Source organism: Methanomassiliicoccus sp. (assembly GCA_012719175.1).
Classification (GTDB): Archaea; Thermoplasmatota; Thermoplasmata; order Methanomassiliicoccales; family Methanomassiliicoccaceae; genus UBA6.
This window is the reverse complement of record JAAYAX010000009.1, coordinates 22,969-49,715: the sequence shown is the minus strand read 5'-3', so window position 1 is coordinate 49,715 and position 26,747 is coordinate 22,969. Positions and strand designations below refer to the sequence as shown.

At 58.0% G+C, this 26,747-nt stretch carries 21 protein-coding genes; 11 read left to right on the top strand and 10 right to left on the bottom strand.

Translation table 11 applies throughout. The features are described 5' to 3' along the window. Positions 1-461: 461 nt before the first annotated feature. From GXX95_07700 to GXX95_07675, 6 genes are all read left to right on the top strand, one after another. Positions 462-1,778, top strand: coding sequence for a nucleotide sugar dehydrogenase (locus GXX95_07700; GenBank protein ID NLT38025.1), 1,317 nt, complete (start codon positions 462-464; stop codon positions 1,776-1,778). A 10-nt stretch (positions 1,779-1,788) separates the two neighbouring features. Then, positions 1,789-2,805 carry a DUF354 domain-containing protein gene (locus GXX95_07695; protein NLT38024.1) on the top strand — a complete coding sequence of 339 codons (1,017 nt, stop codon included), beginning with the start codon at positions 1,789-1,791 and terminating at the stop codon, positions 2,803-2,805. A gap of 196 nt (positions 2,806-3,001) precedes the next feature. Continuing rightward, positions 3,002-4,012 (top strand): hypothetical protein, encoded by a 1,011-nt coding sequence (locus GXX95_07690; protein NLT38023.1) that lies wholly within the window; start codon positions 3,002-3,004, stop codon positions 4,010-4,012. 164 nt (positions 4,013-4,176) lie between these two features. Next, positions 4,177-5,682, top strand: a complete 1,506-nt coding sequence (locus GXX95_07685) for an ATP-binding protein (GenBank protein ID NLT38022.1) — start codon at positions 4,177-4,179, stop codon at positions 5,680-5,682. 113 nt (positions 5,683-5,795) lie between these two features. After that, positions 5,796-6,911: a DNA repair exonuclease gene (locus GXX95_07680; protein NLT38021.1), complete on the top strand. Its 1,116-nt coding sequence runs from the start codon at positions 5,796-5,798 to the stop codon at positions 6,909-6,911. After that, entirely contained in the window at positions 6,866-9,313 is a 2,448-nt protein-coding gene (locus tag GXX95_07675) for an SMC family ATPase (GenBank protein ID NLT38020.1), read from the top strand. The genes GXX95_07680 and GXX95_07675 overlap by 46 nt, the downstream gene beginning before the upstream one ends. Before the next feature lie 22 nt (positions 9,314-9,335). Here the strand turns inward: GXX95_07675 and GXX95_07670 are convergent, their stop codons facing one another. From GXX95_07670 to GXX95_07625, 10 genes are all read right to left on the bottom strand, one after another. Then, entirely contained in the window at positions 9,336-10,337 is a 1,002-nt protein-coding gene (locus tag GXX95_07670; protein NLT38019.1) for a PH domain-containing protein, read from the bottom strand. A gap of 63 nt (positions 10,338-10,400) precedes the next feature. Further along, on the bottom strand, positions 10,401-11,402 hold the full coding sequence (locus GXX95_07665; protein ID NLT38018.1) for a phosphotransacetylase family protein: 1,002 nt from the start codon (positions 11,400-11,402) through the stop codon (positions 10,401-10,403). Then, positions 11,402-13,558, bottom strand: coding sequence for a CoA-binding protein (locus tag GXX95_07660; GenBank protein NLT38017.1), 2,157 nt, complete (start codon positions 13,556-13,558; stop codon positions 11,402-11,404). The genes GXX95_07665 and GXX95_07660 overlap by 1 nt, the downstream gene beginning before the upstream one ends. 35 nt (positions 13,559-13,593) lie before the next feature. Beyond that, on the bottom strand, positions 13,594-14,490 hold the full coding sequence (locus tag GXX95_07655; protein NLT38016.1) for a DUF72 domain-containing protein: 897 nt from the start codon (positions 14,488-14,490) through the stop codon (positions 13,594-13,596). Between the two features lie 340 nt (positions 14,491-14,830). Beyond that, the gene (locus GXX95_07650) at positions 14,831-15,691 is read right to left on the bottom strand and encodes a tetratricopeptide repeat protein (GenBank protein NLT38015.1); all 861 of its coding nucleotides are present in this window, start codon (positions 15,689-15,691) and stop codon (positions 14,831-14,833) included. Positions 15,692-15,809: 118 nt separating this feature from the next. Next, the gene (locus GXX95_07645) at positions 15,810-16,790 is read right to left on the bottom strand and encodes an HD domain-containing protein (protein ID NLT38014.1); all 981 of its coding nucleotides are present in this window, start codon (positions 16,788-16,790) and stop codon (positions 15,810-15,812) included. A 61-nt stretch (positions 16,791-16,851) separates the two neighbouring features. Next, positions 16,852-17,556, bottom strand: coding sequence for a M48 family metallopeptidase (locus GXX95_07640; GenBank protein NLT38013.1), 705 nt, complete (start codon positions 17,554-17,556; stop codon positions 16,852-16,854). Further along, the gene (locus GXX95_07635; GenBank protein NLT38012.1) at positions 17,546-18,241 is read right to left on the bottom strand and encodes a DUF429 domain-containing protein; all 696 of its coding nucleotides are present in this window, start codon (positions 18,239-18,241) and stop codon (positions 17,546-17,548) included. Before GXX95_07635 ends, GXX95_07640 begins: the two co-directional genes overlap by 11 nt. A 78-nt stretch (positions 18,242-18,319) precedes the next feature. After that, complete coding sequence (locus GXX95_07630; protein NLT38011.1) at positions 18,320-20,497, bottom strand: amino acid permease; 2,178 nt, start codon at positions 20,495-20,497, stop codon at positions 18,320-18,322. A 226-nt stretch (positions 20,498-20,723) separates the two neighbouring features. Next, complete coding sequence (locus GXX95_07625) at positions 20,724-21,239, bottom strand: GNAT family N-acetyltransferase (protein NLT38010.1); 516 nt, start codon at positions 21,237-21,239, stop codon at positions 20,724-20,726. A 116-nt stretch (positions 21,240-21,355) separates the two neighbouring features. On the opposite strand from GXX95_07625, the gene GXX95_07620 reads away from it, so the two are divergent. The 5 genes from GXX95_07620 to GXX95_07600 all read left to right on the top strand — a co-directional run bounded on the left by GXX95_07620 (position 21,356) and on the right by GXX95_07600 (position 26,596). Then, a complete protein-coding gene (locus tag GXX95_07620) occupies positions 21,356-21,676 on the top strand; it encodes an iron-sulfur cluster assembly accessory protein (GenBank protein NLT38009.1) in 321 nt (106 codons plus the stop codon). Between the two features lie 152 nt (positions 21,677-21,828). After that, entirely contained in the window at positions 21,829-22,518 is a 690-nt protein-coding gene (locus GXX95_07615; protein ID NLT38008.1) for an SOS response-associated peptidase, read from the top strand. Positions 22,519-22,587: 69 nt separating this feature from the next. After that, positions 22,588-24,186 carry a DEAD/DEAH box helicase gene (locus tag GXX95_07610; GenBank protein ID NLT38007.1) on the top strand — a complete coding sequence of 533 codons (1,599 nt, stop codon included), beginning with the start codon at positions 22,588-22,590 and terminating at the stop codon, positions 24,184-24,186. 43 nt (positions 24,187-24,229) lie between these two features. Further along, on the top strand, positions 24,230-25,990 hold the full coding sequence (locus GXX95_07605) for an ATP-dependent DNA ligase (protein ID NLT38006.1): 1,761 nt from the start codon (positions 24,230-24,232) through the stop codon (positions 25,988-25,990). 195 nt (positions 25,991-26,185) lie between these two features. Beyond that, entirely contained in the window at positions 26,186-26,596 is a 411-nt protein-coding gene (locus GXX95_07600) for a universal stress protein (GenBank protein NLT38005.1), read from the top strand. Positions 26,597-26,747 lie beyond the last annotated feature (151 nt).

Sequence of the window (26,747 nt, the reverse complement as noted above, 5' to 3'; positions counted from 1 at the left end):
TTGCATCCCGCGCCCCCGATGCCCACGGCACGTAACCTTGGCCTCCCCTTACCATCGCTGACCCCCAGGGGGACTATGTCCCTTACCATCCACTTCGACATTCTGTCATACCGTCATAAATCTATCCTGGTAGGAGGCTACTTTCTAAAGCTCATTTTGAGAATCAGGGTTGTCGATGGGTATCTTCACGAGGCGACTTTTCCTAGTTAAACGCTTGATGGGCGGGATTACGCGTGCTTTGAGTTATTATATATAGTATCCTTTTTTTCATTAATGCGATTTAAATACTACCTCGATTACTTGATTAGTTATTACTGACTACATGCTATAATATTAAAATTGATAAAGTAGGAATAAATAAATAGTCTGTGCTTCCAACCAACACCCTAGCCTAAATTGAATAACTTGCGAGGACTAAATAACATGAGTGTCGCCAAATTAAAGGTATTGGGGGGGGCAGAATGAGAGTATGCGTTCTTGGGTTGGGCTATATTGGTCTACCAACAGCGCTTCTTCTGGCCGATGCTGGACATGAGGTCATAGGCGTTGATGTTAACAAGTCATTGATAGAGAAGCTTAACATGAACGTCGTTTCGATCGAGGAACCGATGATGTTGAACCTTTTCAGACGAGCCTCAGAAAGGTTCCATGCCCAGCTAGAAGTGCCCTTAGCGGATGCTTTTTTTATCTGCGTTCCAACTCCTATTGACGGAGAACTTAGGGTCGCCGATCTAACTTGCGTGAAGAATGCTGCGGCAATGATAGCTCCTCAATTAAGGGAGGGTAACTTGGTGATTGTCGAATCCACTGTTCCCCCCGGCACCACGGGAAATCTGGTTATCCCCATATTAAAGAAGAGCGGGCTGGAATCTGACCAGTTCTTTGTTGCTTACTGCTCCGAGCGTGCGCTGCCCGGAAATGTGATACACGAAATGGTCCATAACGACCGCATCGTCGGGGGAAAGGACCTCGGATCGGCAACCAAAGCGATGCTGTTGTATTCATCGTTCGTAAAAGGCACCATCCATCTGACGAACATGAACACGGCCGAGTTCACCAAGGTTATGGAGAACACATTCCGTGATGTCAACATTGCCCTTATCAATGAAATGGCAAAGATCGCTGAGGACAACAATATCGATATTTGGGAGGCAAGAGAGCTGGCGAACAAACACCCACGGGTCAATTATGTAAAGCCTGGTCCAGGGGTGGGAGGTCATTGCATAGCGGTCGATCCATGGTTTTTGACCAACAACCCCAATAATTGCCAGTTGATCAAGGCATCACGAGATGTGAATGACAATATGCCAAATATCGTTCTTAATATGGTCAAATCCATCGTTAAGGACGTGGAGCACCCGATCATTACCGTCTTAGGAGTAGCGTATAAGGGGAACATCTCCGATGCGAGAGAGACCCCCGCAATGAAATTCATCAGATTGGCCTTGAACGAGGGATATGTTATCCGAGTCCATGATCCTCTCGTGAAGAGGTTCGACTATCCACTGGAGGAGCTGAAGGACGCCACGTTTGAGAGCGATTGCGTAGTACTTCTTACCGATCATGAGGTATTCAGAGCCATAAACCCTCAGCAACTTCGTGTAAGGAATAAATTCCTGCTGGACACCCGCAATTTCCTTGATCATGAGGCCTGGAAAAAATCCGGTTTTGATGTGAAGGTTCTCGGACGTCCCGAAATGATAAAAGGAATTCCGAGTATTGAGGAAACTGTAGAACCCAAGATAAAAGGGACCCTGGAACAACGTATCTCCATCTGAGTGGAACAAAATGAGCTTATGGATAGACATAATCAATCCATCACACGCTCTTTTCTTTAGTTCCATTCTTAAGGAACTCCCTGACGAGGAGGTTCAGATAACACTGCGGGAAAGGGCGGAGACGGTGGAGCTGTCGAGGATGCTCGGCATCGAAGGCAAAGTTGTAGGTGCGGACCATAGCTTAAGGGTCTGGAAATCACTGGCGATGGTCGGACGTACCCTCTCCTTGATGAGCACCCTTGATGACTTCGATCAATCTCTGTCCTTCGAGAACGGCATGAGCGTCACGGTCTCTAAGGTCAGGGGGAAGAGGTCCATCCTCCTTTGCGATAATGACCTTAAATTCTACCAAAAACGCTCTTACATGCAAGACCTGGAAACAATGATCAAGGACCGGGCGGATCGTATCATAATACCTCAAGCATGCTTAGATGCATTCTCGCAGCATGTAGACCAGAATATTATCTACACATATGATGGTTTCAAGGAGGATGTGTACATCGCTGATTATTCTCCTGACCCACACTTCAAGGATAGTATTCAATTCGACAACTACGTCGTCCTTAGGCCAGAAGCCCTATCTTCATTCTATGTGAAGGAGCTCCACACCCTCGTTCCTGAGATAATAAAATTGTTCGCAGCTGAGGACATAAAGGTCATATATCTGCCACGGGACAAGGGAGATGCAGATTTCGCTAAAGGCCTTGATGCATACATTCCTGATAAGGCTGTGAACGGCCTTGACCTTTGTTATCACTCAATGGCCGTACTCACGGGTTCCGGAACCATGGCGAGGGAGGCGGCTTGCATGGGAAAGACATCGGTATCCTTCTTTCCTAGCAACGAACTATTATCCGTGGACCAAAGATTAATTGATGAAGGAAAGATGATACACTCCAGAGATCCCAAGGCTATCGTGGAATACGTTATGTCAAGACCACGGCCACATAATCGCCCTGACCTTTCCCGAAGCAAGAAGGTTAAAGCTGATGTCATCGACCTTATCCAGAAATCAAGATATAACTAGCTCTGACGAATTGAGTTTGTTTCAACATTCGATCTTAGACCTGGATGGATACGTAAAAAAGGAAAGCTATGAGGGCTTCGATCCATATGACGCGCTACTTTCACCTCTCCTTCGGACCATACCCGGACGGTATCTCAAGGTTGCAGTGACCCAGCTGATGGTCTATTCACCGTTAAACCTCAGAAAGGTTTTCAAAGTGGAGAAAGGTAGGAATCCTAAGGCTCTGGCTTTGTTCCTCAGCTCATATTGCGACCTGAGAGAGGCGGGGCTCATCTCTCAGACCACGTTCGAATCAAATGCTGCCCTCATCGTAGATGGCCTGATGAGGTCAAGGAGCCAGAGATACCATGGTTACAGTTGGGGCTTCAACTTCCCATGGCAGGACGTGACCAGGTATTCAGAACCGGGATTACCTACGATAGTCGTATCCTCGTTCGTGGGCAACTCCCTCCTTGATGCCTACTCCATCACCAAGGACCCGGAGTACATCCAGGCCGCACAGGGCGTGTGTGAGTTCATATTAGAGGACCTGAACGTCCTGGAAGATGAATATGGCATATGCTACAGTTATACGCCGATCGATCAACATGCGGTCCATAACGCGAACGCCCTAGGAGCTGCTCTGCTCTCCAGGATGTACCATCATACAGGAAGGAGTGACTATTTGGAGGGATCGGTACGGGCCATCGATCATCTTCTCGCACATCAGGAAGAGGACGGCTCATGGGCATACAGCTATGATCCTAAAACTGGAAGCAAACGCATGCAGATCGATTTCCATCAAGGCTTCATCCTAACATCCCTTGCTGAATTCATGGAGTGCTCCGGGCTTCACCGTCCCCAGGACCGTTCGGCTCTGGAAAATGGGGCTAACTTCTATAGGAACGCCCAGTTCCACCCTACTGGACGCGCCTACTGGCGTTTGCCATGGTTAATGCCAACGGACATACACCATCAATCGCAGGGAATACTGACATTCTCCAAGCTCGGCCGATACGATCCTGAGCATCTTCGATTCGCAAGTAAGATAGCCAGATGGACCATTCAGAACATGCAAAGCCCGTCAGGTTATTTTTATTACCAACAGAGCGGGCTCATCAGTAACCGCATCCCGTATATGCGTTGGGGCCAGGCCTGGATGATGCATGCACTGGGAAGACTGTTGCTCTGCCTGCAGACAGATAAGAGGAATCGGGACCTGGTTTAACCGTTGAGATTGAAATATTTCGAGATCGTCAATATTAACGTTACCGCTAGAATGAGGCGTAGGGGTAGTGCGAATCCCTTTTTCTACTCCATGGTCATTGACCATGGGAGCTGAGAGGAGAGGGATCACCTATGCACATTGGTCGAGTTGTAGGTAACAGCGTCATGGAAACGCGGTTCAGGATGAACTTCGGAGAGCCCCTGCAGGTGGGGGAGATGTTGGTGGTGGAGAACGAGACCTCTACGGACCGTTACCTTATACGGGTCATGGACATATTCCATGGGGCCGATTCCGATGAGAAGGACTGGCTGGTGACCCACGCAGGCCAGGCATTAAAGCAGGATGCGGAGATGGACGTCTTCGACCTCGAGCGCATCAAGGGGAAGCTCTTCTGTGCAGGTATCTCCATCCCCCTGGGCTGCATCGGGAGCACTTTCCGGAAGACCAAGACCATTCCTCACCACTTCTCCAAGGTGCGCCGGACCGATATCCGTGATTATGAGTTCTTGAAGGAAAGCCTCGGCGACATCCAGGTGGGCAACCTTCGCTCCGGGGACCAGGTCCTGGACTTTCCTGTAGGCATCACGGGGCAGGCCATACCACACCATATCGGCATCTTCGCCACAACGGGTATGGGCAAGAGCAATCTCATGAAGAACCTGGCCCTGTCGTGCATGAGCATACGCAGGTACGGCTTCCTCATCCTCGATCCTCACGGCGAGTACTATGATGGCGGCGAGGCCAAGAAGAGGGGTTTGAAGCACGCCGGACGTCCTGATGCCCTGGTGGTGTTCTCCTCCCGGAAACTGGATGGCCCATATAACAGCCTGTACCTCGCTTCCTCGGAGATCGAGATCGCCGACCTACAGAATCTCTATGAGTTCACCGAGCCCCAGAAGGAGTGCATGCAGTCCGCCCAGTACCGCTACGGTGAGAACTGGCTGGTGGAGCTGAACGACCGCTCGGTGGCCGCTATAAACAAGGACCTGGGGGAGAAATATCACGAGGGTACGATCAACGTGATAAAGCGTCGTCTGGAGAACCTCTTCCGCCTTGACCTGGTCACCAGGGACCCCAAGCTCTCCGTCACCAAGAACATCATCGACTCCCTCCACGACTGCAAGGTCGTCCTGGTGGACACGTCCAACATGTTCGAGACCGAGGAGCTTCTCATCTCCACGGTGCTCTCGCGGGCCATCTTTGAAAGGAACAAGGAGCTTTACGGAGATAAGGAGAGGTTCGATAAGCTTCCACCAGTGCTCATCGCCCTGGAGGAGGCGCAGCGTGTTCTCACCGAGGCCAAGGGGAGCATCTTCGCGCAGATCGCCCGGGAAGGAAGGAAGTTCAAGACCGGCCTGTGCGCGGTGTCCCAGCAGCCTAAGTTGATCGACAGCGAGATCATATCCCAGTTCAACACCCTCTTCGTCCTCGGCCTGGCAGACCGCAAGGACCGGGACATACTGAAGAACTCCGCTAAGCAGGACATCTCCCAGCTGGAGAACGAGATCCAGATGCTGATGCCAGGGGAGGCGCTGATAGCGTCCCCGTTCACACCTTTCGCGGTGCCTGTGAAGATCCACCTCTATGAGGAGTACCTGGCGAGTGTGCCGGCGATGGGGACGGAGAAGTTAGCGTCCACACGAACGGTCCCGGACAGGGGATTCTACTGACAGAGTCAATGTGAATAGTTTGGTGAGGCAACTTCGGGCAACTGGGGAAAAAGACTAAAGCGGAGCGTCAGCTTTGTGGGCTCGGCGAGGGTGTCGATCTGAAGGTCGTTCACGTGGCGGATACTCACCTGGGCTTCTCCGCGTACCGCAAGGTGTGCGAGAAGGACGGTCCTTACAAGGGCTTGAACCAGCGTGAGGTGGACACATACCGCTCGTTCGAGGCGTTCGTGGACAGTGTCCTGGAGCTTCGACCCGACGTGGTACTGCACAGCGGCGATCTCTTCGACACCGTGAGGCCGTCCAACCGTGCCCTGAGCTTCGCCCTGGAGCAGCTGGTGCGACTGTCGCAGGCGAAGATACCAGTGGTGATCATAGCCGGCAACCACTCCACTCCCCGACTGAGGGAGACAGGCAGCGCCTTCCGGCTCTTCGAGCACCTTGATGGCATATATCCAGTTTATCGAGGCGAGTATCAGAGGATCGTCATCGGGGACCTCACAGTTCACGCCGTGCCCCACTCCGAGGGGGAGGGCTTCAAGGAGCAGCTACCGCTCATCCAGAGGAGCGATGCGACACGCTTTAACATCGCCATGCTCCATGCTGGCGTGGTGGGGTTCAGCGAGTTCAAGATGAACGAGTTCAACGAGCAGCTGGTCGACACTGGTTACCTCCGGGACGACATGGACTACATCGCCCTGGGCCACTACCACCAGCGCTACGATGTGAAGAGTAACGCGGCCTATTCCGGCTCCACCGAGCGCTTCTCCTTTTCGGAGGCGGGACAGCCTAAGGGCTTCTACGTCCTGGACCTGGAGGCCGGGAGCAGGACCTTCCGCGAGCTGCCCACCCGCCCCATGCTGGACCTGGGCCCTGTGGACGCACGAGGGATGGAGCCGACAACGCTGAAGGAGGAACTGGAGGGCCTCCTGTCTCAGGAACTGGAGGACAAGATTGTAAGGCTGGTGGTCAAGAACCTGAGCCGATCCCTATATGTGACGGTGGACTTCAAGCGACTCCGTGACCTGGCCGCCCGGGCCGCGCACTTCGAGCCCAAGTTCGAGGTCGTCCAGGAGGGGGTCTCGATCCAGGTAGGCTCCTCCGCCCTGACCTCCCTGGAAGAGGAGTTCGTGTCGTATCTGGACCGTTATCCCATCGACAATGTTGACAAGGACACGCTCAAGCTGTGCGGCCTGGAGTACCTCAAGAGGGGGCTGGAAGGATCAGACTGATCTACCTGGAGCTGATAAACTATCGGAAGTTCAGGCATGCCCGGGTGGAGTTCCCTGAGGGCGTGATCGGAATCATGGGACCCAACGGGGCCGGCAAGAGCACTCTCATTGAGGCGGTCTCCTGGGCCCTTTATGGTAACCGCAGCGAGAGCCGCAGCGGGAAGGAAGGCATCAAGAGGAGCGGGGCAGGGCCCCATGAGGACTGCGCTGTGGAACTGGAGTTCGAGCTGGGCCAGGTCCAGTACCGGCTCAAACGTTCCCTGCGGGGGAAGGACCTAAAGACCGAGGCCGAGCTTATGGCCGGCGGCGGCGTCATCGCCAAGAGCGATCGCGGGGTGACGAAGAAGATCGAGGAAATACTGGGTATGGACCACCAGGCGTTCTTCATCTCGGTGTTCGCCCGGCAGAAGGACCTATCCGCCCTATCTGCTCTGACCCCCGCAGACAGAAAGAGGCTGGTGATGCGAATGCTCCAACTGGACGTCCTACAGGACGTGGTGGACGGGATCCGCCGGGATGTTAAGAGCGAGCGGCAGCTCTTACAAGCGGTCAACGAGCAGCTGATGACCCCGGACCGCAGGGAGCGCAAGGTCGTCCTGGGCGAGGAGATCGATTCCCTAGAGTCCCAGATCGCCGAGCTGCATCAGGAGATGGCAACCGCCAACGAGGAAGCGAGGGCCAGGGAGACGGAACTGGAAGCAACAAAAGGCAGGAGAGAATGGCTCTCCCTTAAGGAGGAGGAGCACAGGAGAGTGGAGCGTCGGGCCCTGGACAAGCGGAAGGAGGTCGAGGAGGGGCGTCGGGCCCTGGAGCTTCTGGACGGGGATGTGCGCAAGATCAGGCAGAGGCTCGCCGCCCTGCCGTCGCTGGAGCAGCAGGAGAAGGAGCTGGAGGCCCTGATATCCCGGAAGGAACTGATGGACGAGGGCCTGGGGCGATACGAACGAAGGAAGGCCATAGCTCAGAACATCAACCGCATCCGCGACGAGATACGTAAGAACGATGAGGCATGGACGAACGCCCAGGAGGAGATTAACACGCTGAAGGGCCCCCAGGACAGCCTGATGAGGGTGACGTCCAATCTGGAGCTTTTGGACCAGACCCTCGCAGAAAGGAGGGAGTCCCTGGCCCGACTAGGATCGGAGAGGCAGCGGCTGCAACGCGAGACAGATGACCTGGGCACCAAGACCAAGGAGATGTCACGTCTGGGGCCGGAGAGCATCTGCCCCACCTGCGAGCGGCCCCTGGGGGAGCACCATCACCACCTGGTCATCAAGCTGGATGAGGAGCGCTCCCAGAAATCCGCCCAGCTCCACCAGCTGGACTGTGAGCTTCAGGACATCCGGGAGGAGACGGAGCAGGCAAGGCGGCGCAAGGAGCTACTGGAGGAGAGGAAGAAGAAGCTGCAGGACGACGTCGACCGGGAGAGGACGCTGTCCGCTCGCGTGGAAGGCTTCGAGCAGAGATCGAACGAACTCTCTGCCGATCTGGCCAGGACGGTGCAGGAGATGGAGTCCATGGGTGAGGTCAGCTTCGACCCCTCGGAGCACAGGGAGGTGAGGGAGAGTATCACCGCTCTGAGACCGCTCGCCGAGAGGGCCAAGAAGCTGAGGGGAGAGTGCTCCAACCTCCCCGACCTGGAGCAGAGGATGGCGGAGAGGAGGTCATCGATGGAGCTTCTCGAAAGGGAGCTGAGGAGCGCAGAGGAGGAACTCGCGGCGGTAGGGTTCTTTCCCCAGGAGCTGCAGTCGGCCAGGGACGCGTACGATGCTGCCTTCCATGCCCGGGAGGCGGCGTATGCAGAGGTGTCCCGCAAGGCCATGGCCCTGGAGCTGGCCGCCGGGCGAAGGGACGACCGTAAGGTGGCCTTGGATGAGGTCCTGGAGAAGGAGAGGGGAGTGTCTCTCCGAGCCACCAAGGTGGAGCAGCTGGCAACCCTGGAGAAGGTGATGCTGGACTTCAAGCAGAACGTCATGGAACGGGTGGTCCCCACCCTCTCCGAGGTCTCCTCCCATCTCTTCACTGACATGACCGACTCCCGCTACGGGGGGATCGAGCTGGACGAGGATTACGAGATGCAGATCTACGACGGTGGCGACAAGTACCCGCTGAGCCGGTTCTCGGGAGGCGAGGGGGACCTGGCCAATCTAAGCCTGCGGCTGGCCATCTCCAGGCTGCTGGCCGACCGCTCCGGCAACGACATCAACTTCCTGATCCTGGATGAGATATTCGGTTCCCAGGACCACACTCGCAAGAGGAACATCATGACCACCCTGAACCGTCTGGAGAAGCAGTTCCATCAGATCATCCTCATCACGCACATCGACGACACCAAGGACCTGATGACCAATGTCATCACCATAAAGGAGCTTGAGGACGGCACCAGCGCCATCGAGTATTGAAGAAAAATGGACCGGGGCGACCTCAGAACCGCCCCAGGATCTCCTTCCTCTTCTGCTGGTACTCCTCCTCGGAGATCAGGTTCTTGTCCCGCATCTCTTTGAGCTTTATCATCCTCTCCTCGGCCTCCGCCGTGGGTATGGACGGTTGAGACGGAGCTGCCGTAGATGCGGCTGGCTGCACCGCGGGCGCAGAAGTAGCGTAGGTCTGCGCTGGCTGAGCAGCGGACTGGGAGGGGGCATAGGCCGGCGCTGGCTGGCTCACGACCTGAGGCGCAACGTAGGTCGGGGCAGGAGCGGGGACGTACTGCACCGTCTGCCTCCGGTTCGCTGAGAAGATGATCTCCTCGGCGACCTTACGGACCTGGAAGGGCTTGGGGATATTATCCCAGACTATGGCGCCACCGGACTTCATCATCTCCCGGGGGTCGCTGCTCTGTATGCCACCCATCTCGCCCGCGGTAGCGAACATCACGTCCCCGTACCCCAGTATGCGCTCGATGAGAGGCTGCACCACCGTCACGTTCTGCACCCTGTCTATCTGGGTGTCGGCGAACATTATGTTGAAGATGCCATACTGGGTCATGATCCTGCGATCGGAGATCGCAAAGAAGGTGTGGGACCATATCAAGTACTCTATGGCAAAGGCCAGCAGGCCGATTATCATGGGGATGAAGTACACCAGGCCGTTGACATGAACGTTAAGGACGACGAGAACTATTATCGCCACAGAGATCAGGCCGGATAATAACCCCCATTTGCGGTGCACCCCTACCATGAGCACGACCAGCAGCAGCATGGCCAACAATGCCAGGAATGTGCCTAGGTTCGCCAGGTCCACTTCCTGATTGCTCTGCAGGATCGCCATAACCCCGAACAGGCCACCGAAGACGAATAGGAGGAGCGAGCGCAGGAAGTAAACCACGATGGATGGCCTCCCCTCCCATAAGATCCTCTCACCGGTCACGAGGTGCTTTTTCGGGAACTTGTGCCGCTCTCCCTCATTAGGTGCTGCGTTGGTCGTCATGTTTAGCCCCAGTGTAGTCTGGACCAGATTCTCCTGGCAGTATATTTACCATTTTATCTTGGCTCAATCCCCCCACACCGCCTCCAGGTCCACATGTCGCTTCACCACGTCCGCGATCTGGGATATCTTGGTCCCATCCTCTGGGTCGATGCGGGCGATCAGATGCTCTATCATCTCCGCCGCCTCCATGGTGTTGTGTCGTGTCACCAGGATGGGGACGCCCACCTCGTAGGCTTTGGTCATCACCGTCTTGGACGGGAACATGCCGCCGGTCAGGACCAGGCAGGACGTGTCCGTGGACAGGGCGGCCATCTGGATGTCGGTGCGGTCGCCCCCGGTGATGATGGCCTTTCTCGTGACCCGGCGCATGTGGAGCATGGCCGTCTCTATGGTCATGGCCCCTATCAGGACCCTCTCCACCATCCCGTCCATGCCCCTGTCGCCATTGATCACCTCGGCCCCTATGGCGTCGGCCACCTCTTTCACCCGGAAGGCGCGCAGCTCCTTGACCGGAGGGATCATCCCCAGCACGCGGATGCCCCGCCTCTCCAGGAGCCTGCCCATCTTCATGTCCTCGACCTGGTTGAGCACCACTCCCCGGAAATGCACTGGATACTGGTCCATCAGCCTCCGCAGCATGCAGATCTTGTCCAGGGCAGATATCTGGGCCGATGAGACCAGCACCACCTGGGCGTCCATGGCCTGGGCGATGGTCATCCCTGAGACCGACCCCATGCAGCCGGTGGTTATGTCCCGGGTGCCCTCTACCAGCATGGCCTCCGCTCCTTCCTTGACCTTATCGTAGGCCTTGAGGATATCCTCCATTCCCACCGGCTGGTAGATATCATACGTCAGAGGGCACAGTTCCTCCTCGTCGAACGTCAGGCGCAGCGCCCTCTTCATTAGGAGGGCGTCCTGATCGACAACCTTGCCGTCCACGTTCATCACGACCTCTTTGAACGGCTTGAAGTATCCCACCTTGACGGGGCAGTTCTTGGCCAGCCCCAGGGTCACCATGCTCTTACCAGACCTCTCCACCACGGAACTTAGAAACAGGGTCTTCATCAGCTCACCCTCTTTATGGTCACCAGCGCATCCACCGCGCCGCAACCCTGGCCCTCGTCACCGACCATGACGGGGTTTATCTCGAACTCAGTTATCTCCGGGAAGTCCAGGGCGATCTGGGCCACACCGAAGATGATGCTCTTGAGTGCGTTCACATCGGCCGGACGGCGGCCCCGGGCACCCGTCAGAATAGGATATGCCTTGATGGAGCGTATCATATCGTCCACGCTCTCCTCCGTAAGCGGTACCACGCGGTGGCTGACATCCTTCATGACCTCCACGAATATTCCGCCCAGACCGAACGTCATCACCGGTCCGAAGGTCTCGTCGCGGACCATGCCAACTATGACCTCCCGTCCACTGAACATCTTCTCCACGGTGACCCCGTTTATCCGCGCCATGGGCATGCGTGAGCGTACCTGGGACATCATGAGCTGGTAGCTTCGGCGGACCTCGTCATCGCTCCGCAGGTTGACGGCCACGCCTCCCACATCGGTCTTGTGGGCTATGTCCGGGGAAGATACCTTCATGACCACGGGGTAGCCGATGACGTGGGCAAGTTTGACCGCCTCATCGGCGGTACGCGCCTCTCCTTCGGGGGGGACGGGCATTCCGTACGCCATCAGGATCTCCTTCCCCTCGCTCTCGGTGAGCGCGGTCCGGCCTTCCGCCCTTACCCGGTCCAGCAGCCTCCTCACTGCCGCCTGATCTCCCAGCACGGGCGGCGCATCGCGCTCGGTCCTGCGGTCCTGCATCTCCTTGTAGTCGACCATCGCTGCCAGGGCCCGAACGGCTCGGTCCGGCGACTGGTAGCAGGGCACACCGGCCTCCATGAGTATGCGGGAGCCCTTAGCCACATCCTCGCCGCCCACGAACGCCGTGGCCACCGGTACCCGGGTGGTCCCGGAGAAGGCGGCGATGGTGCTCGCCACGCTGGTGACGTCCAGCATGTCCGTGGGCGCCAGCATGGCCAGGACCATATGCACATGGGGATCCTCCATCACGGTGTTGATGGCATGCTCGAAGCGGGCGGAGTCCGCATCCCCGATCACGTCCACGGGATTGTACAGGCCTGCCTCCTCCGGCAGACCCGATGCCAGCCGCTCCACCGTCTCCTTTGTGAAGGACGCCAGGGTTATGCCGTGATCGGACACCGCATCTGCTGCGAGAACGCCCAGGCCACCGGCGTTAGTGACGATCGCCAGCCCATCTCCCTGCGGGAGGGCGAGCGTTCCGAAGGCCTGGAGCAGGTCGAACAGCTCATCGATGGTGTCCACGCGTATTACTCCTGACTGCGCCAGGGCGGCCTCGTAGACCTGGTCGCTGCCCGAAAGGGCCCCGGTGTGGGATGAGGTCGCCTTCGCTCCGAAGGCGGTACGACCTGCCTTGAGGGCGATCACCGGCTTCTCGCGCGTCACCGCCCTCGCAGCCGTCATGAACTCCTGGCCGCGGGCCATGCCCTCGATGTACATGCCGATGACCCTGGTGCCTTCATCATCCTTGAGATAGGTCATCAGGTCCGCCTCATCGATGTCCAGCTTGTTGCCGACGGACACGAACTTGGAGAAGCCGATCCTGGTCGCCCGGGCCCAGTCCAGCACCACCGAACAGATAGCCCCGGACTGCGAGGTGATGGCCACCGACCCCTCCCTCGGATAGTCATTGGTGAAGGTGGCGTTCATGCCGTTGGATGTGCTGATGACCCCTAGGCAGTTGGGGCCCAGCACACGGATGCCGTGCTTGCGGGCTATCTCCCCCACCTGCTGTTCCAGCTCCGCGCCCTTCCTGCCGGTCTCCTTGAAGCCGGCGGTGATGACCACGGCCACCTTCACCCTCTTCTCTCCTGCATCCTCCATCACCTGGGGAACGGCGTGGTTGGGAACGGTGATCACCACCATCTCCACCTCACCCGGTATCGAGGATACGTCCGGGTACGTCCTCAGGCCGAGGATGTTGTCCGCCTTGGGGTTCACCGGGTACAGCGCCCCGCGGTAGCCGGAGCCGATGATGTTCCTGAGAACCACATGACCGATCTTGCCCTCCGATCTTGAGGCCCCCACCACTGCTATGGAAGAGGCCTCGAACAGCTCCCTCAACCCCCCGACCGGTCCCACGTTCACCATATCGTCGTAGATGGGCTTTATCATTTTGGGCATGTCCTCGCCACGGATCACGGTGATGACCTCTGGCCTTAGCGCTTGCTCATCAGGAAGGGGCCCACGGCCGAATGGTCGTCCACCGGTATGTCCTTCTCCTTGTGGGCGATGCCTAGATGGTCCATCAGCTGCAAAGCGTTCCTGACGGATTTGGCCCTGCTATTGTTGCAGAAATAGGCGCGCGTCTGGGAACGAGTGGCAGACACCACCTGCACACTTGCTGCCAGCTTCTTCATCTCCTCATCATCATAAAGGTGGTCGAAGCGGCTGAGGCGGAGGGACTCCTCCTGCTCCTGGTCCGACCAAACTTCCCGTGTACGCCCGTGGAAGCGGAAGTAGGCGTGGTTGGCAGAACATTTCCTACCTGCAGGAGCTTCCGGTCCGTCCGCCAGGACATTGGCGACATTGAGGGACTGCAACAGTTCGAACGCCTGTTCCTCCAGATCCCCGCTGGTGCCGTCGAACCACGAACCGTGGCGGAACTCCACGGCGTAGCGGTAGACGTCCGTGTCCAGAGCGCTGAGGGCGCTGCGCAGGGCCTCACGGGGTCCTTCCTCGTTCTCGAAGGAGGGTGACAGTTGCAGCAGGGCCGCTCCCAGCAGTCCGCTCTCCGCCAACGGCTTGACGCAGCGGACCTCGAATGACGAGGCCATGACCCCTGCCTGCTCGCCCTCGTTCTTTACTAGGGCTTGATGAGTGACCGTCTGCGGCATCTTCACGGAGAACTCGAAGTCCTTCAGCACGGAGCCTTTCTTTATCCAACCGTTAACGATGAAATCCTCCGGTTCGCGGAAGAAGGTGCTGTTTATCTCCACTGTGTTGAAGTAGCCGGAGTAATATCTGAGCCATTCCTCCTTCTTTTTGGCCATGTTGACAGGGTAGAACCTACCTACCCAATCCTCGAAAGACCATCCGCTACAGCCGATAAACACGAGACCCCCAATGATGATGCCTTCCGAGGATACATATAGCTTCCCTGTGGAAGTTCAACCCGGACATGGCCTGTCCATCGTTGGCGTGATCTTCCTGGTAGGTCTCATGCAAACTCTTAAGCCTGGTGCGTCCATGGCCTTTTCGCTCTTAGAGATCGGGGACGATCAGTGAATCCCCTTGCATGCTAGGGGCGCACAGTGTGTCGTTATTATGGGTCTTTCCATGAACAACGATGTGACATCGGGTCATGATTGGGAAACAACCCCGACGCACGACAAACAACCCCCGGCCTGGGTCAGTGTGGGGAGAATAGGCACACGCCGTCCATGAACCAATCTGTTACGGCTCGGGGGACAATCCGAACCTTATCCTTTTCTTCGAGGTGGGTCTTTTCATCGGCAGCAATCGAGCTGTCCCCTGACCGTTGGTCCAGGAAAGGGGATCGAGCACCTTCGCCTCTTGAAGGAACAGATGTGCCTCTTCCAGGTCTCCCTTCCGGTGAAGGACCACAGATATTTGCACCTTGCAGGCGGCCCTCTCGCTGGCGTTCCTGCAGGCGCGCAGGGCCCGACCATATGAGCGCAAGGCTGAGTCGAGGTCACCGTTGCTGAGCTCGAAGGAACCTTGGGCCATCGCCTGGTCATAGTTGGACGATGGTCGCTGACCGTTCCCGCCTGATCCATCCCGCGTCCGAGGGGGGATTCTGATGGTGCTGACGTGGTCGCCCTTGGAGCGTTCACGTCGTGAGCTGCGCCCTGAGGGTCGGTCCCGGCCGTGTATCGAACGAGAGATGTATGGACGATGCAGGGGAATCGAGATGAGGGTGGCCGTCCACGCTAGGAAGGTTCCCAGGCCCATCCTATGTAATGATGCGGCCAGCATCTCCAGTAGGCCCTCGGACCCCGTGGTCCTCCCCAGCGAGCCGATGAGGGTGAGGGTGAGAAGCACGAGCCCCGAGAGCTGCAGGAACCACGCCTTCTCCCACCACAGAGACGACAGTAGGCCGGCGAGGAACGCCGTTCCAAAAATAAGGAAAAGGAAGTTCGCATCCCCTCCCTCCACCATCAGATCGATGAGCCTGGCCTCGATGTAGTGCGTCCCGTATCTTATCTCAGACCACGCAAGGAATACGCTGGCAATTCCCAGCGCGAGCGCCGCCAGCTGCGACCAGCTAGGCCTCTTTGTCCAGACCGACTGCATAAATTATCACTGGGAGGGCCAGGGATGGGCAAGGGTGAAGATCTCAGCGCGTACAGTGATGCTAACATGCTTTTAACAAGAGCATCAGCGGCTGCGGTCTGGCCTGCGAGGTCGTTGCTCAACCCAGGAAGACCTTGGTTCCAAGCATGTGGTCGACAACGAAGAGGTCCTCGCGGCCCCCGTTGTCCCGCGCCCGTATGAAACGTTCCAGCTTGGCGTCCATCTCATCGGCGAATGTCAGGGCCAGGGCCTCCGGTATCGAGGGAAGGGTGGGAGACCCCTTCTCGTAAGCACCGTGGCTGGCCAGGACCATATGCACCAGCTTGGTCCTCAGGGTCTCGGGGAAATCAGGGCACCGAGAGCAAGTGTCCTCCACCATCTGGGCACCTATCACGATGTGTCCCCTCAACCGACCGTCCACCGACTCGGTGATGGCCGTGGAGACGTTGTAGCACCTCACCTTGCCGATGTCATGCAGGACCGCCGATGCCAGCAGAAGATCGCGGTCCAGTTCATCGTAGAGCTGCGAAATGAAGTCGCAAGCCCGGGCCACTTTGAGGGTGTGCTCCAGCAACCCTCCTACCCATGCGCAGTGGTACGAAACGGATGCGGGGGATCTCTTAAAGGCAGTGACCAGAGCGGGGTCCGAGAACATGAGCTCCAGCATGCGGCGGATGTTCTCATCCCTGATCTGGGACAACAGATCCAGCAGTTCCTGGAACATGACCTCCGGATCCTTCTTGGAGGTGACAATGAACTCCGCGAGGTCGTAGGTGCCCTCCTTGGCCTCCTCGAGGATGTCACCGTTACCTTGGTTCACCTGCACCACCACCGAATCCCCGAAGAGGTCGCTACGGCCCCTCACACGGACCATGCTGCCCTCGCGCAGCGCCTCGTAGGTGCTGCGTACCGAGGCCTCCTCGCCCTTTCCCCAGAAATTGACCTTTATCTCTCCCGTGGCATCGGAGACGACGATGCTGAAGAAGTAACCAGCCTTCTTCCCCTTCCGAGGGGGGTCCTTCTTCTTGATAGCATATATGCAGTCGATCTCCAATCCTTTCTCTGATATCTCATTTACCCATTGGCGCCCGGCGGCCATCGATCTCTCCCGGGGGCGGGATATCCCCCGCCTCTAATAATGAATGGGGTGCCGGAGGCCCTCATGAACGTGAAAGGTCCACCTTCTTCGCTGCCAGCCGCCTCAGCCAATCCTCGGACTCTCTCCACCTGGGGTAGAGGTGTTCCTTGGCCCGGAACTCAGCAGTGTGGTGCCTCCTACCGTTAGAGAGACCGTCCTCGAGGTGCAGGAGCTCATGGTACAGGACATACTCGTGGACATATTCTGGGACGTTCATGTTGTCCAGGATCGAGGAGATGGCCACCACATGCATTATGGTGCTGCAGTACCCCACCCTCATCCGGTTCTCGTTTATCGTCCAGTTCAGCGAAACGTTCCGGGACTCACCCAGCATCCCCGATGCCAAGAGGTTGTTGTGGGTGTCCCGTAGATCGAAGTTCTCACCCAGAGGGCTCCTCGATAGGTTGCGGCTCCGCTTCACGTAAAGAGGCTGGTTTCGCTCCAGGAACTCATCGGAGACCAGATACTCCTTCAGTCGGGGACCGTATATGTTGCCGTCCCCCCTGTGGGCGATCTTCATGTAGAGGGACAGGGCAAAGTCTTCCAATACCTCGGGACCCGCTCCCGAAAGGTAATCGGTTATCTGGAAAGAGACCTTCTTGCCGCTCCGGCACCAAGTGCTCTTGAACTCCTTGTATCGTCCGAACTTGACATCGATGTCCTCGTAACCGAAGTTCGTTCCCACGGTGCAAAACGCGGTACCCAGTTCGTCACATTCAGCGGTCATCTTCCCAGCCCCGAGGCAATAGCAGGAATCCGTCATCATCGTCTCCGAGGATAAGTGAACGCTCCCCGGAGTATAGGCTATGGCGATACAATGAAACTGCGGCCAGGAGAGCGTCCAGCCGGTCGGCCGCCCCCTCCCCCCGGGTCAGGACCTTGCTCATCGTAGGCGACCACTGCAGCGTCGATTCCCAACGCGATAGAAGTTCCAAGGCCCTCGCGGCCTCAGCCTCGCGAAGGGACCGGGGTCCCTTCTTGTACCGTGGTGGGGGTGGCGGGAGGGACCGTAGGACGGCATGGGGGTAGACCTCGTAGAGCGCCCTCCGACCCTTTCCGAAGTACTCCAGCCCCATCCCCATCATTCTGTTCGCCAGCATCGCTCCGCGGCAGCCCCCGTAATGGTTCTGGTGGAACTCCCTTCCTGAGGGAAGGATCCTCATGCCCATGGACCGGAGATCCCTCTCGCAGTTACGAATGGATTTCCCTGGAGGGATACGGAGGGGTGCGTCCACACCCACCCAGATGTCCTCACATCTTATTTGGTCGAGCACCTCCTGGTCCGTGGTCAGCGACCGGGCGCAGGAAACCTCCCCGTCCCCTTCGATGATGCAGAGGCCGGTCCCCTCGTGCCGCGGAGGGGACACCTTCCACGCCAGGTCGATGCCGATATATCTCAACGCGGGGGGCATGCGTGGACCCCTAGAAATTCATTGCCATCACGCTCCAGTAGCTTCTCGCTCAGGCCGAGAGCTCTTCCCCGGGCATCATCAGTCCTTGTCGTCAGGTGCGTCCGGTGTTCCCGGGGCCACCCGCTTGTACACCAGCACGGGGCTCCGGGCGTTCTTGGCGATGGTGTCCTGTATGGCCCCGAAGGCGAACTGGTCCCAGCGCTTAGCGGCGGAGGAGCCGATGACCAGAAGGTCTGTCTCCAGCGACTCGGCCACCACTCCGCCCACGAACGACTCCGGGCGTATGTCCTTTATGATCACTGGTACCTTCCTCATCTCTACGATCTTGCGGAGCCTCTTGGAATAGTCGGAGGCCTTGACGAGGTATCGCTCATTGATGATGACGTTGAGGATGGTGACACGGGAGCTGTTCACTTGGGCGATGTCCGCGGCCACCTCGGTGGCCTTGCTCACATGCCACAGCCCCCCTGAAAGGATCATGATCTTCTCCGGCCGCAGCTTGGTCTCGGTCTTCAGGACCATGATGTCGCATGGTGTCTGGCGAACGATGTCGTCCAGCTTGCGGCCGAGGACCCTCTTCTGGGTGTGGGTGTAACCCTTCCAGCCCACGATGATGACGTTGATCGCCTGCTCCTTGGCAGTGTCGATGACCGTGGCCACCACATCGTGGGACACGGAGACGATGGCCCTGGCCTTTATTCCTCTAAGCTCCGAGTACTCCTGGGCCTTTTTCACGGTATGGGCACGGTCCTCCACCAGCTTCATGTCCACAGCGCTCAGGGGAACGGCGTGGGGGACCTCCGCCACGGTGATGAGTACGATCTCGCCCTGGTTCTTGGCCGCGAGCATCACTGCCATGTCCACCAGGCCCTCGTTCTTGGGATCATCTATAGGCACCAGGACCCTGTAGCGGGCCTTGGCCTCATCGCTCAGCTCGGGGAGGGCGGCGGGGGCGAAGTGTTCGATCTCTGCACGTCCCTTGGCGAAGTAGTGGACCAACAGCCCTGCGAATATGACCGCCAGGGCGATGTACCAGGCCATCATGTCCAGTTCGAAGAGGAGGATGGCCAGGAATGTGGTGGTGACCACCCCGATTATGGGTATCCAGGGGAAGAAGGGAGTGATGAATGAGCGCTTGGCGTCCGGCCTCTTCTTCCGCAGCGATATGGCCGACAGGTTCACCAGCACGAAGAGGAGGAGGATCAGCACGTCCGCGACCGTGGCCACCTTGCTGATGTCAAAGCTCACGGCCATGACTATGATTATTATGCCGCTGATAAGGATGGCTATCACCGGCGTATGCGTCTCGGGATGGAGCTTACCGAAGACCGTAGGAAGGTTCCCGTCCCGGCCCATGGCGAAAGAGACCCGGGATGTGGAGAACACAATGGAGTTGACCGCGGCCACCGAGCCGATGATCATCCCCACGGACATCAGTGCCCCTCCCATGAAGGGTATGGTCCGGTCGGCCGCGATGTTCAGGGCGTGATCTCCGCCCACGGCCGCGGCCTCCCATCCGATGGTGGCGAAGGTCACCGCGGCCACGGTGATAAAGAGCACCGCGGAGATGGTGATGCACAGGAACATCGCCTTGGGCACAGTCCTCTCAGGGTCCTTGGCCTCCTCCCCTGTCTGCGCCACGACCTCATAGCCCTCGAAGATCATGAAGGTGAAGCCCATGGAGGTGGCTATGGATAGATAGCCGAAGGGGAGGAAAACGGGTCCGAAGCCCGAGGCCCCGGCGGCGTCAGGGCTGCCGAATACGTAGGCGATGCAGAAGAGGCAGAACAGGACGATGATGCCCAAGAGGAAGGAGGAGACCAGTATCTCCGATTTCCCTGCACCTTTCACCCCTCGGATGTTGAGCAGGCAGAAGAGCACGGCGATACCCACGGTAAAGGCCGTGGACACCCACTCCATGGGCACCCCAGGTATGACGATGTTGTACTGATCGAGGAGGAGGGAGACACCGGTACCGAAGCCTATTGCATAAACGCTGCAGGCGATGCAATGGCCGATCCATGACATCCAACCCCCCAGGAACCCCAGCGGTTCGAAGAGCCCCTCCTTAATCCACAGGTAACCTCCCCCGGTCTCCGGGAACGCGCTGGAAAGCTCCGCATATGCCAGGGCGGTGAATATGGTCACTATGAAGTTCAGTAGGAACGTTATCAGGAGGGCGGGGCCTACTATCTCTGTGGCCAGACCGATGAGTAGGAAGATGGACGAGCCGATGTTCGGTCCGATACCTATCATCAGGACCTCGGCCAGACCGAGATCTCGGTTGAGAGTGACTTCGACTCCGCTCGGGCGAGAATGTTCCCCTTCGGACATACCGGTGAGCGCTGGAATCGGCTTCGGTCAGATAATGGTTTCTCTAATCCGCTTATCGCCTCCTTTTTACAAGGATCAAATCCTGGGGAGCGCACCTGATCCGTTCACCCAGTATTCATAGACCTGGTCTGACGCTCAATAGATCGCTCTATTCCAAAGTCTCCTCTCTAAATGATAGTCCCACAAAACGAGGTCCCTTGCCAGGGTCCAGTGTCCGCCTCATTAGGTAGTTGTTGCCCTGGCGGGAGATGAGGCGATATCCCATGCGCCTGTAGAACTCCATAGCCGACCTGTTCGTATACTGCACCAATAGCTCGATGGCAGGAGACTCCCGCTGACGGGCCTGCTCCTCGATGTAGGCCATCATCTTCTTGCCCAGGCCGCAACCTTGACAGGCCTTCTGCACCTGTATGGAGTTGATGAAGAGGTTTCCGTTGCGCTCGTCCACGGAGAAATAGGCGACTATCCTCCCATCAAGCTCCAGCACCTCGTTGAGAGCGGAGGGCTCGAGAAGAATGTGAAGGAGGTCCTCATCACGGTATTCCACCCCCCACGATGAGAATATGATCGCCGACATGTTCTCCCTGCTGATGGCCAGGACCTGGGGGAGGTCCTTACGTGTCATCGTTCGGGAGATGGCTCCTATCATTACCTTCTGCCGCATGTTCCCGACGACGATAAACCCTTCTAACAGGAACGCGTGGTACAGGAGCCCATCGTATGCTTACGGCAATTGACTTATATATCTTGAGATTTGTCAAGTAAAAATGGTGATAGTACATGGTTACCGTCAGCACTGAAGCGATAAAGTTCATCAATGACCTGTTGGAAAAGAACGAAAAGAAAGGATACGGTATCAGGATCTATCTGGCAGGCATGGGCTGCTCCGGTCCCCAGTTCGGGATGGCTTTCCAGGAGAAGAAGAACTCGGATGACAATGAGGAGAAGGTCGACGGCTTCTCCTTCTACTATGACGGAGAGACCGGAGAGATGCTCGAGGGGTCCACGGTCGACTACATCGAGACGCCCAACGGTGCCGGTCTGGTCGTCAATAACCCCAACCTCAGGTCCGGCTGCGGCACCTGCGGCGGCTGCCATTAAACATCGGGAAGGCCCTACGGCCTCTCCATCCTTCATTTTTTACTTTGTCAATTATCGCCAGCGACCCCCTCCCCTGGCTCAGGCCTGGCTCGAAGATCGCGCCCAGCATACCTCCCGCTGGCAAGATATACTCCTAGCTCACATGACATGATGTGTGCGGCCGCTTCACCATAGGGGAGATCAAGGATCTCATGACACGCTTCTCCATCGAGGAGCCCGTTGCAGACATGCCTAGGCCGCGCTATAACGTGGCTCCCACGCAGAGCTCGCCCGTGGTCGTGAGGAGGAGCCCTAACCGCCTGATCATGATGCGCTTCGGCCTTATCCCCTTCTGGGCCAAGGACCAGAAGATCGGCTCCAGGCTCATCAACGCCCGCGCCGAGACCATTGCCGAACGTCCGGCCTTCCGTGCCGCCCTCAAGGATCGCCGCTGCCTGGTTCCCACCACAGGCTTCTACGAATGGAAGGACGGTGAGAATGGTAAGACACCTTACTTTGCTCGCCTGAAGGATGACAAGCTCTTTGCCATGGCGGGCCTCTTCGATCGTTGGAAGGCACCCTCAGGGGAGGAGATCCACAGCTTCACCATAATCACCACCAATGCCAATGACCTCCTGTCAGAGGTGCACGATCGGATGCCGGTGATACTCTCCCGCGAGGACGAGGTCGTATGGCTGGAGCCGGGGACGCTAGAGGCTGCGGAGAGGGAGAGGGTCCTTAGTCCCTTCCCATCAGAGAGGATGGAGACCTACCCCGTGTCCAGGCAGGTCAACGACCTGAGCAGGGACTCGGAGGAGCTGATACGGCCCGTCCCTCAGGCTGCTGGCCGCAAGTGGTTCTGAACGACCCTTCTCAGAGCTTCAGGCCACCGACCATAAGTTTCTTCAACGTCCCCCATCATGCTGGGGTCCGTGTTCGTAGAGCATCCCCTAATCGCCCGGGAAAGTGTCGAAGATAGGACCTATCAACGAGCACTGGCGGAATCCTGCCTGCGCTCCTCCACGCTTGTGGTCCTCCCCACGGGCATGGGGAAGACGGTCATCGCCCTGCTGGTCATCGCGGACGTGCTGATGGCCAAGAAGGGAAAGGTGCTCCTGCTCGCGCCCACCAAACCCCTGGTGGAGCAGCACGCCCTTTTCCTAAAGGACAAACTGGTGGGTAAGAGGGTCGCGGTGCTCACCGGGGAGATCGATCCCGAGGAGAGGGAAGCAGAATGGGTCCAGAGCGACGTCATAGCCTCCACCCCCCAGGTGGTGGCCAATGACCTGCGCACGGAGCGGGTCTCGCTGCGGGACGTGCGCCTCATCATGTTCGATGAAGCGCATCGCGGTGTGGGCAACTACGCGTACGTGGCCATCGCCCAGGAGTATATGGGGCACAACGGCCTGGTGATGGGGATGACCGCCTCCCCCGGCTCCAGCATGGCCAAGATCAAGGAGGTGTGCACCAACCTGGGGATCGAGAACATCGAGGTACGCTCGGAGATGGACCCCGACGTCGCGCCGTACGTCCACGATATCCAGATGGACTGGGTGGAGGTCGAGGTACCGGTGGGCATGCGAAAGTTGGCCGATGTGCTGCGGAAGCTGTTCAACCGGTACATCCAGGAGCTGGTGGCGATGGGTGTGATGACGAGCGCGCGGCCGCCATCCATCAAGTACCTGCTGGAGGTCCAGAGGGCCATCCAGGTAAGGCTCAACAAGGGAGAGAAGAACCGCACCATATATAACGCGCTTTCTGTCCAGGCTCGGGCCATCAAGGTGGGCCATGCCCTGGAGCTGGCCGAGACCCAGGGGGTGACGGCCCTGACCAGCTACCTGGAGAAGCTCCGGGAGGAGGCTTCATCAGAAGAAGGCTCCAAGGCCTCCCGGGCCATCGTGGCCTCCGAGGAGTTCCAGGAGGTAGAGCGGCTGCTGGGCTCGCTGAAGATGGAGCACCCCAAGATCTCGCGTGTCATGAGTATCGTGAGCAACCAGCTGCAGGTCAAGCCCGACTCCCGGGTGCTGGTGTTCACCCAGTACCGCGACACCTGTGACATGGTCACCAATCTCCTATCAAGAATAGAAGGCGCAAGGGTCACCAAGCTAATCGGCCAGTCCGGACGGGGGAGTGACAAGGGACTGAGGCAGAAGGAGCAGATCGGGGTCCTGCAACGCTTCCGAGACGGAGAGTTCAACGTGGTGGTGGCGACCTCCGTGGGCGAGGAAGGCCTGGACGTGGCCAACACCGACCTGGTGATCTTCTACGAGCCGGTGCCGTCCGAGATCCGATCGATTCAGAGGAGGGGGCGAACGGGGCGGTCGCGGGCGGGGCGCGTGGTGGTGCTGGTCACCGCTGGCACCAGGGACGAGGCCTCGCTGAACTCCAGTGAGAAGAAGGAGCGGGAGATGCGCAAGCGTCTGCGTACCCTTAAGCAGCAGTGGGACAGGGAGAACGGTAGGGACGAGGCGTCTGTTCCGAAGCCTAAGAAGGGGCAGTCGAACCTGTCAGACTTCCCCCCGAAAGCATAGGGCTAGCATCCGGTTTATCTACCTGGGAGCCGTATCGAACCTCATGCTATACTATGACCTGGTCAAGGTTTACCAGGCCCTCGAGTCCACCACTTCCAGGCTGGAGATGGCCGACATCCTCGCCGACCTCTTCAGGTCCACTGACTGCGCTCACATCAAGAAGATCGTATACATGACCCAGGGCAGCATTGTCCCCGACTTCTGCCCGGAGAAGCTGGGGATGGCCGATAAGCTGTATGTCCGCACCCTGCTGGCGGCCACTGGCGCCAACGAGGAGTCGGTCCGCAAGCTGTGGGCCCAGGAGGGAGACCTCGGTATCATCACCGAGAAGGTATTCGAGAACAAACGCCAGACCACCCTGTTCTCCGAGCCCTTGACGCTCGATCGTGTTTACGATGCCCTCCTGAAGGTCGCGCGTTCCGAGGGGAGCGGTTCCCAGGAGTACAAGACCCGTTACCTGGCGGACATACTGCATGACGCCAAGCCTGCCGAGGCGCGGTACATAGCACGCATCGTCACCGGCCGCATGCGCCTGGGGGTGGCCTCGCAGACGGTCATCGATTCGCTGGCCCAGGCCTTCGCCACCAAGCAGGACAAGGCGGCGGTGGAGCGGGCGTTCAACATCACCTCCGACCTCGGCCTTGTGGGGGAGGTACTTTGCCAGAAAGGGATCGCCGGGCTGGAGGAGATGCATGTACGGGTCGGAAACCCTTTACGCGCCATGCTGGCGGAGAGACTGCCATCACCGGAGGAGATCCTGCAGAGGATGGGGGGTCAGGCCATGTTCGAGTACAAGTATGACGGCCTGCGTGTCCAGGCCCATATCCAGGACGGGAACGTCACCCTGTACTCCCGCCGCTTGGAGGACCTCACCTCCCAGTTCCCCGATGTGGTCAAATCTCTGAAAGAGGCTTTCACTTGTAAAAGCGCCATCGTCGAGGGGGAGTGCGTCCCTGTGGACATAAACACCGGGGAGCTTCTGCCGTTCCAGGAGGTATCGCATCGGCGAGGGAGGAAGCACGGCCTGACCGAGGCCATCGAGGAGTATCCCGTGCGCATACATTTGTTCGACTGCCTGTACCTTGACGGAGCGGACATGACCGATGAGCCCCTGCCGGACCGCCGCACCGCGCTCACCAGGTGCATCAAGATCACCGAGGACGTCCGCTTCTCCGAGGCCAGGGTCCTTGACGACCCCTCCAAGGTCCAGGAGTTCTTCATTGAGGCCCTCAACGCTGGATGCGAGGGGTTGATGGCCAAGTTCCTCGGCGAGGGTTCGGTCTACCGCGCCGGCTCCCGTGGCTTCCTATGGATCAAGTACAAGAAGGAGTACCGCTCGGAGATGAACGACACCGTCGATCTGGTGGTCGTGGGAGCGTTCCACGGGCGAGGGCGGCGCGGGGGGATGTATGGCGCTCTACTCATGGCCACGTACGACGCGGACGAGGACCGCTTCGAGACCGTGAGCAAGCTCGGGAGCGGTTTCGACGATGCCACCCTGGCCCTCTTGCCGGATAGGCTGGACCCCTACCGTATTGCGGAACGTCATCCTCTGGTGGAGTCCAAGATGGAGGCTGACGTGTGGTTCGAACCGGCATTGGTCCTGGAGGTGCTGGGGGCAGAGATAAGCCTGTCCCCCATCCATACCTGCGCCCATGGCCGCATCCGGGACGGGGCGGGGCTGGCGATCAGATTCCCCCGCTTCACGGGGACGTTCCGAGACGATAAGAGACCCAGGGACGCCACCACCAGCCATGAATTGTACGACATGTACAACGCCCAGCTGAAGAAGGTCGAGAGCTGAGAGGACGATCGATGGCTCCAGGTTGTTGACCTTTTCTGTCCACCCACCGATTCCTGGTCATACCTGCCGATGGCGCCGACGCGGTGGTCGATATCTTCCTTCATCATGTATAGATAGAAATAAAAATTTGTTTAATATAGAGCTTTTTGATTTAATTTTTCAATCAAGCTTTAGGAGGATGCTCGGGAGATGGTAATGGAACGGTTGTTGGTCGGCGTTGATGGCTCGAAGAATTCCGAAGAGGCCGTTAGATATGCGGAAGATATCTGGAGGAAATACGGTTCCTCCATAACGCTGATCTTTGTGTGGCACCCACCGGCCGCTTCCGGACAGGGGATCGTCATTCGTGAGATCCCGGAGTATGAGCTGGAAAAGCTCGTGAAGGCGGAGAAGATCCTGAAGGATGCTGGTATAACCTACTCAGTGATCAAGAAGATAGGAAATCCAGCGATGCACATCATCGACGAGTCCAAGAAGGGCTATGACCTCTTGGTGATGGGCAGCAGGGGACTGGGGAGCGTGGAGGGATTTCTCCTGGGGAGCGTCACCAGCAGGGTAACGCATCATGTTCACATCCCCGTCTTGATCGTACCACCTAAGGGATGAGGTAAGTCCAGAAGCATGCCCAACATGCTACCGTCCTTCTCCATCGTTCCCAGGTAGTCATTCTCCACATGCCCATGGGGCTGGCCATGAGGCTCAGGGGATATGGGAGCGAAGGAGAAAACCTTTATAATCGGCGGCAGTATTGAGCGCC

Coding starts and splice junctions, on each gene's coding strand:
- GXX95_07665 (NLT38018.1), bottom strand. CDS start 11,402: ATGAAGACCCTGTTTCTAAGTTCCGTGGTGGAGAGGTCTGGTAAGAGC.
- GXX95_07645 (NLT38014.1), bottom strand. CDS start 16,790: ATGGCCGCCGGGCGCCAATGGGTAAATGAGATATCAGAGAAAGGATTG.
- GXX95_07600 (NLT38005.1), top strand. CDS start 26,186: ATGGAACGGTTGTTGGTCGGCGTTGATGGCTCGAAGAATTCCGAAGAG.
- GXX95_07660 (NLT38017.1), bottom strand. CDS start 13,558: ATGCCCAAAATGATAAAGCCCATCTACGACGATATGGTGAACGTGGGA.
- GXX95_07635 (NLT38012.1), bottom strand. CDS start 18,241: ATGCCCCCCGCGTTGAGATATATCGGCATCGACCTGGCGTGGAAGGTG.
- GXX95_07695 (NLT38024.1), top strand. CDS start 1,789: ATGAGCTTATGGATAGACATAATCAATCCATCACACGCTCTTTTCTTT.
- GXX95_07630 (NLT38011.1), bottom strand. CDS start 20,497: ATGATAGGTATCGGACCGAACATCGGCTCGTCCATCTTCCTACTCATC.
- GXX95_07640 (NLT38013.1), bottom strand. CDS start 17,556: ATGACCGCTGAATGTGACGAACTGGGTACCGCGTTTTGCACCGTGGGA.
- GXX95_07700 (NLT38025.1), top strand. CDS start 462: ATGAGAGTATGCGTTCTTGGGTTGGGCTATATTGGTCTACCAACAGCG.
- GXX95_07670 (NLT38019.1), bottom strand. CDS start 10,337: ATGACGACCAACGCAGCACCTAATGAGGGAGAGCGGCACAAGTTCCCG.
- GXX95_07685 (NLT38022.1), top strand. CDS start 4,177: ATGGAAACGCGGTTCAGGATGAACTTCGGAGAGCCCCTGCAGGTGGGG.
- GXX95_07625 (NLT38010.1), bottom strand. CDS start 21,239: ATGCGGCAGAAGGTAATGATAGGAGCCATCTCCCGAACGATGACACGT.
- GXX95_07620 (NLT38009.1), top strand. CDS start 21,356: ATGGTTACCGTCAGCACTGAAGCGATAAAGTTCATCAATGACCTGTTG.
- GXX95_07650 (NLT38015.1), bottom strand. CDS start 15,691: ATGCAGTCGGTCTGGACAAAGAGGCCTAGCTGGTCGCAGCTGGCGGCG.
- GXX95_07605 (NLT38006.1), top strand. CDS start 24,230: ATGCTATACTATGACCTGGTCAAGGTTTACCAGGCCCTCGAGTCCACC.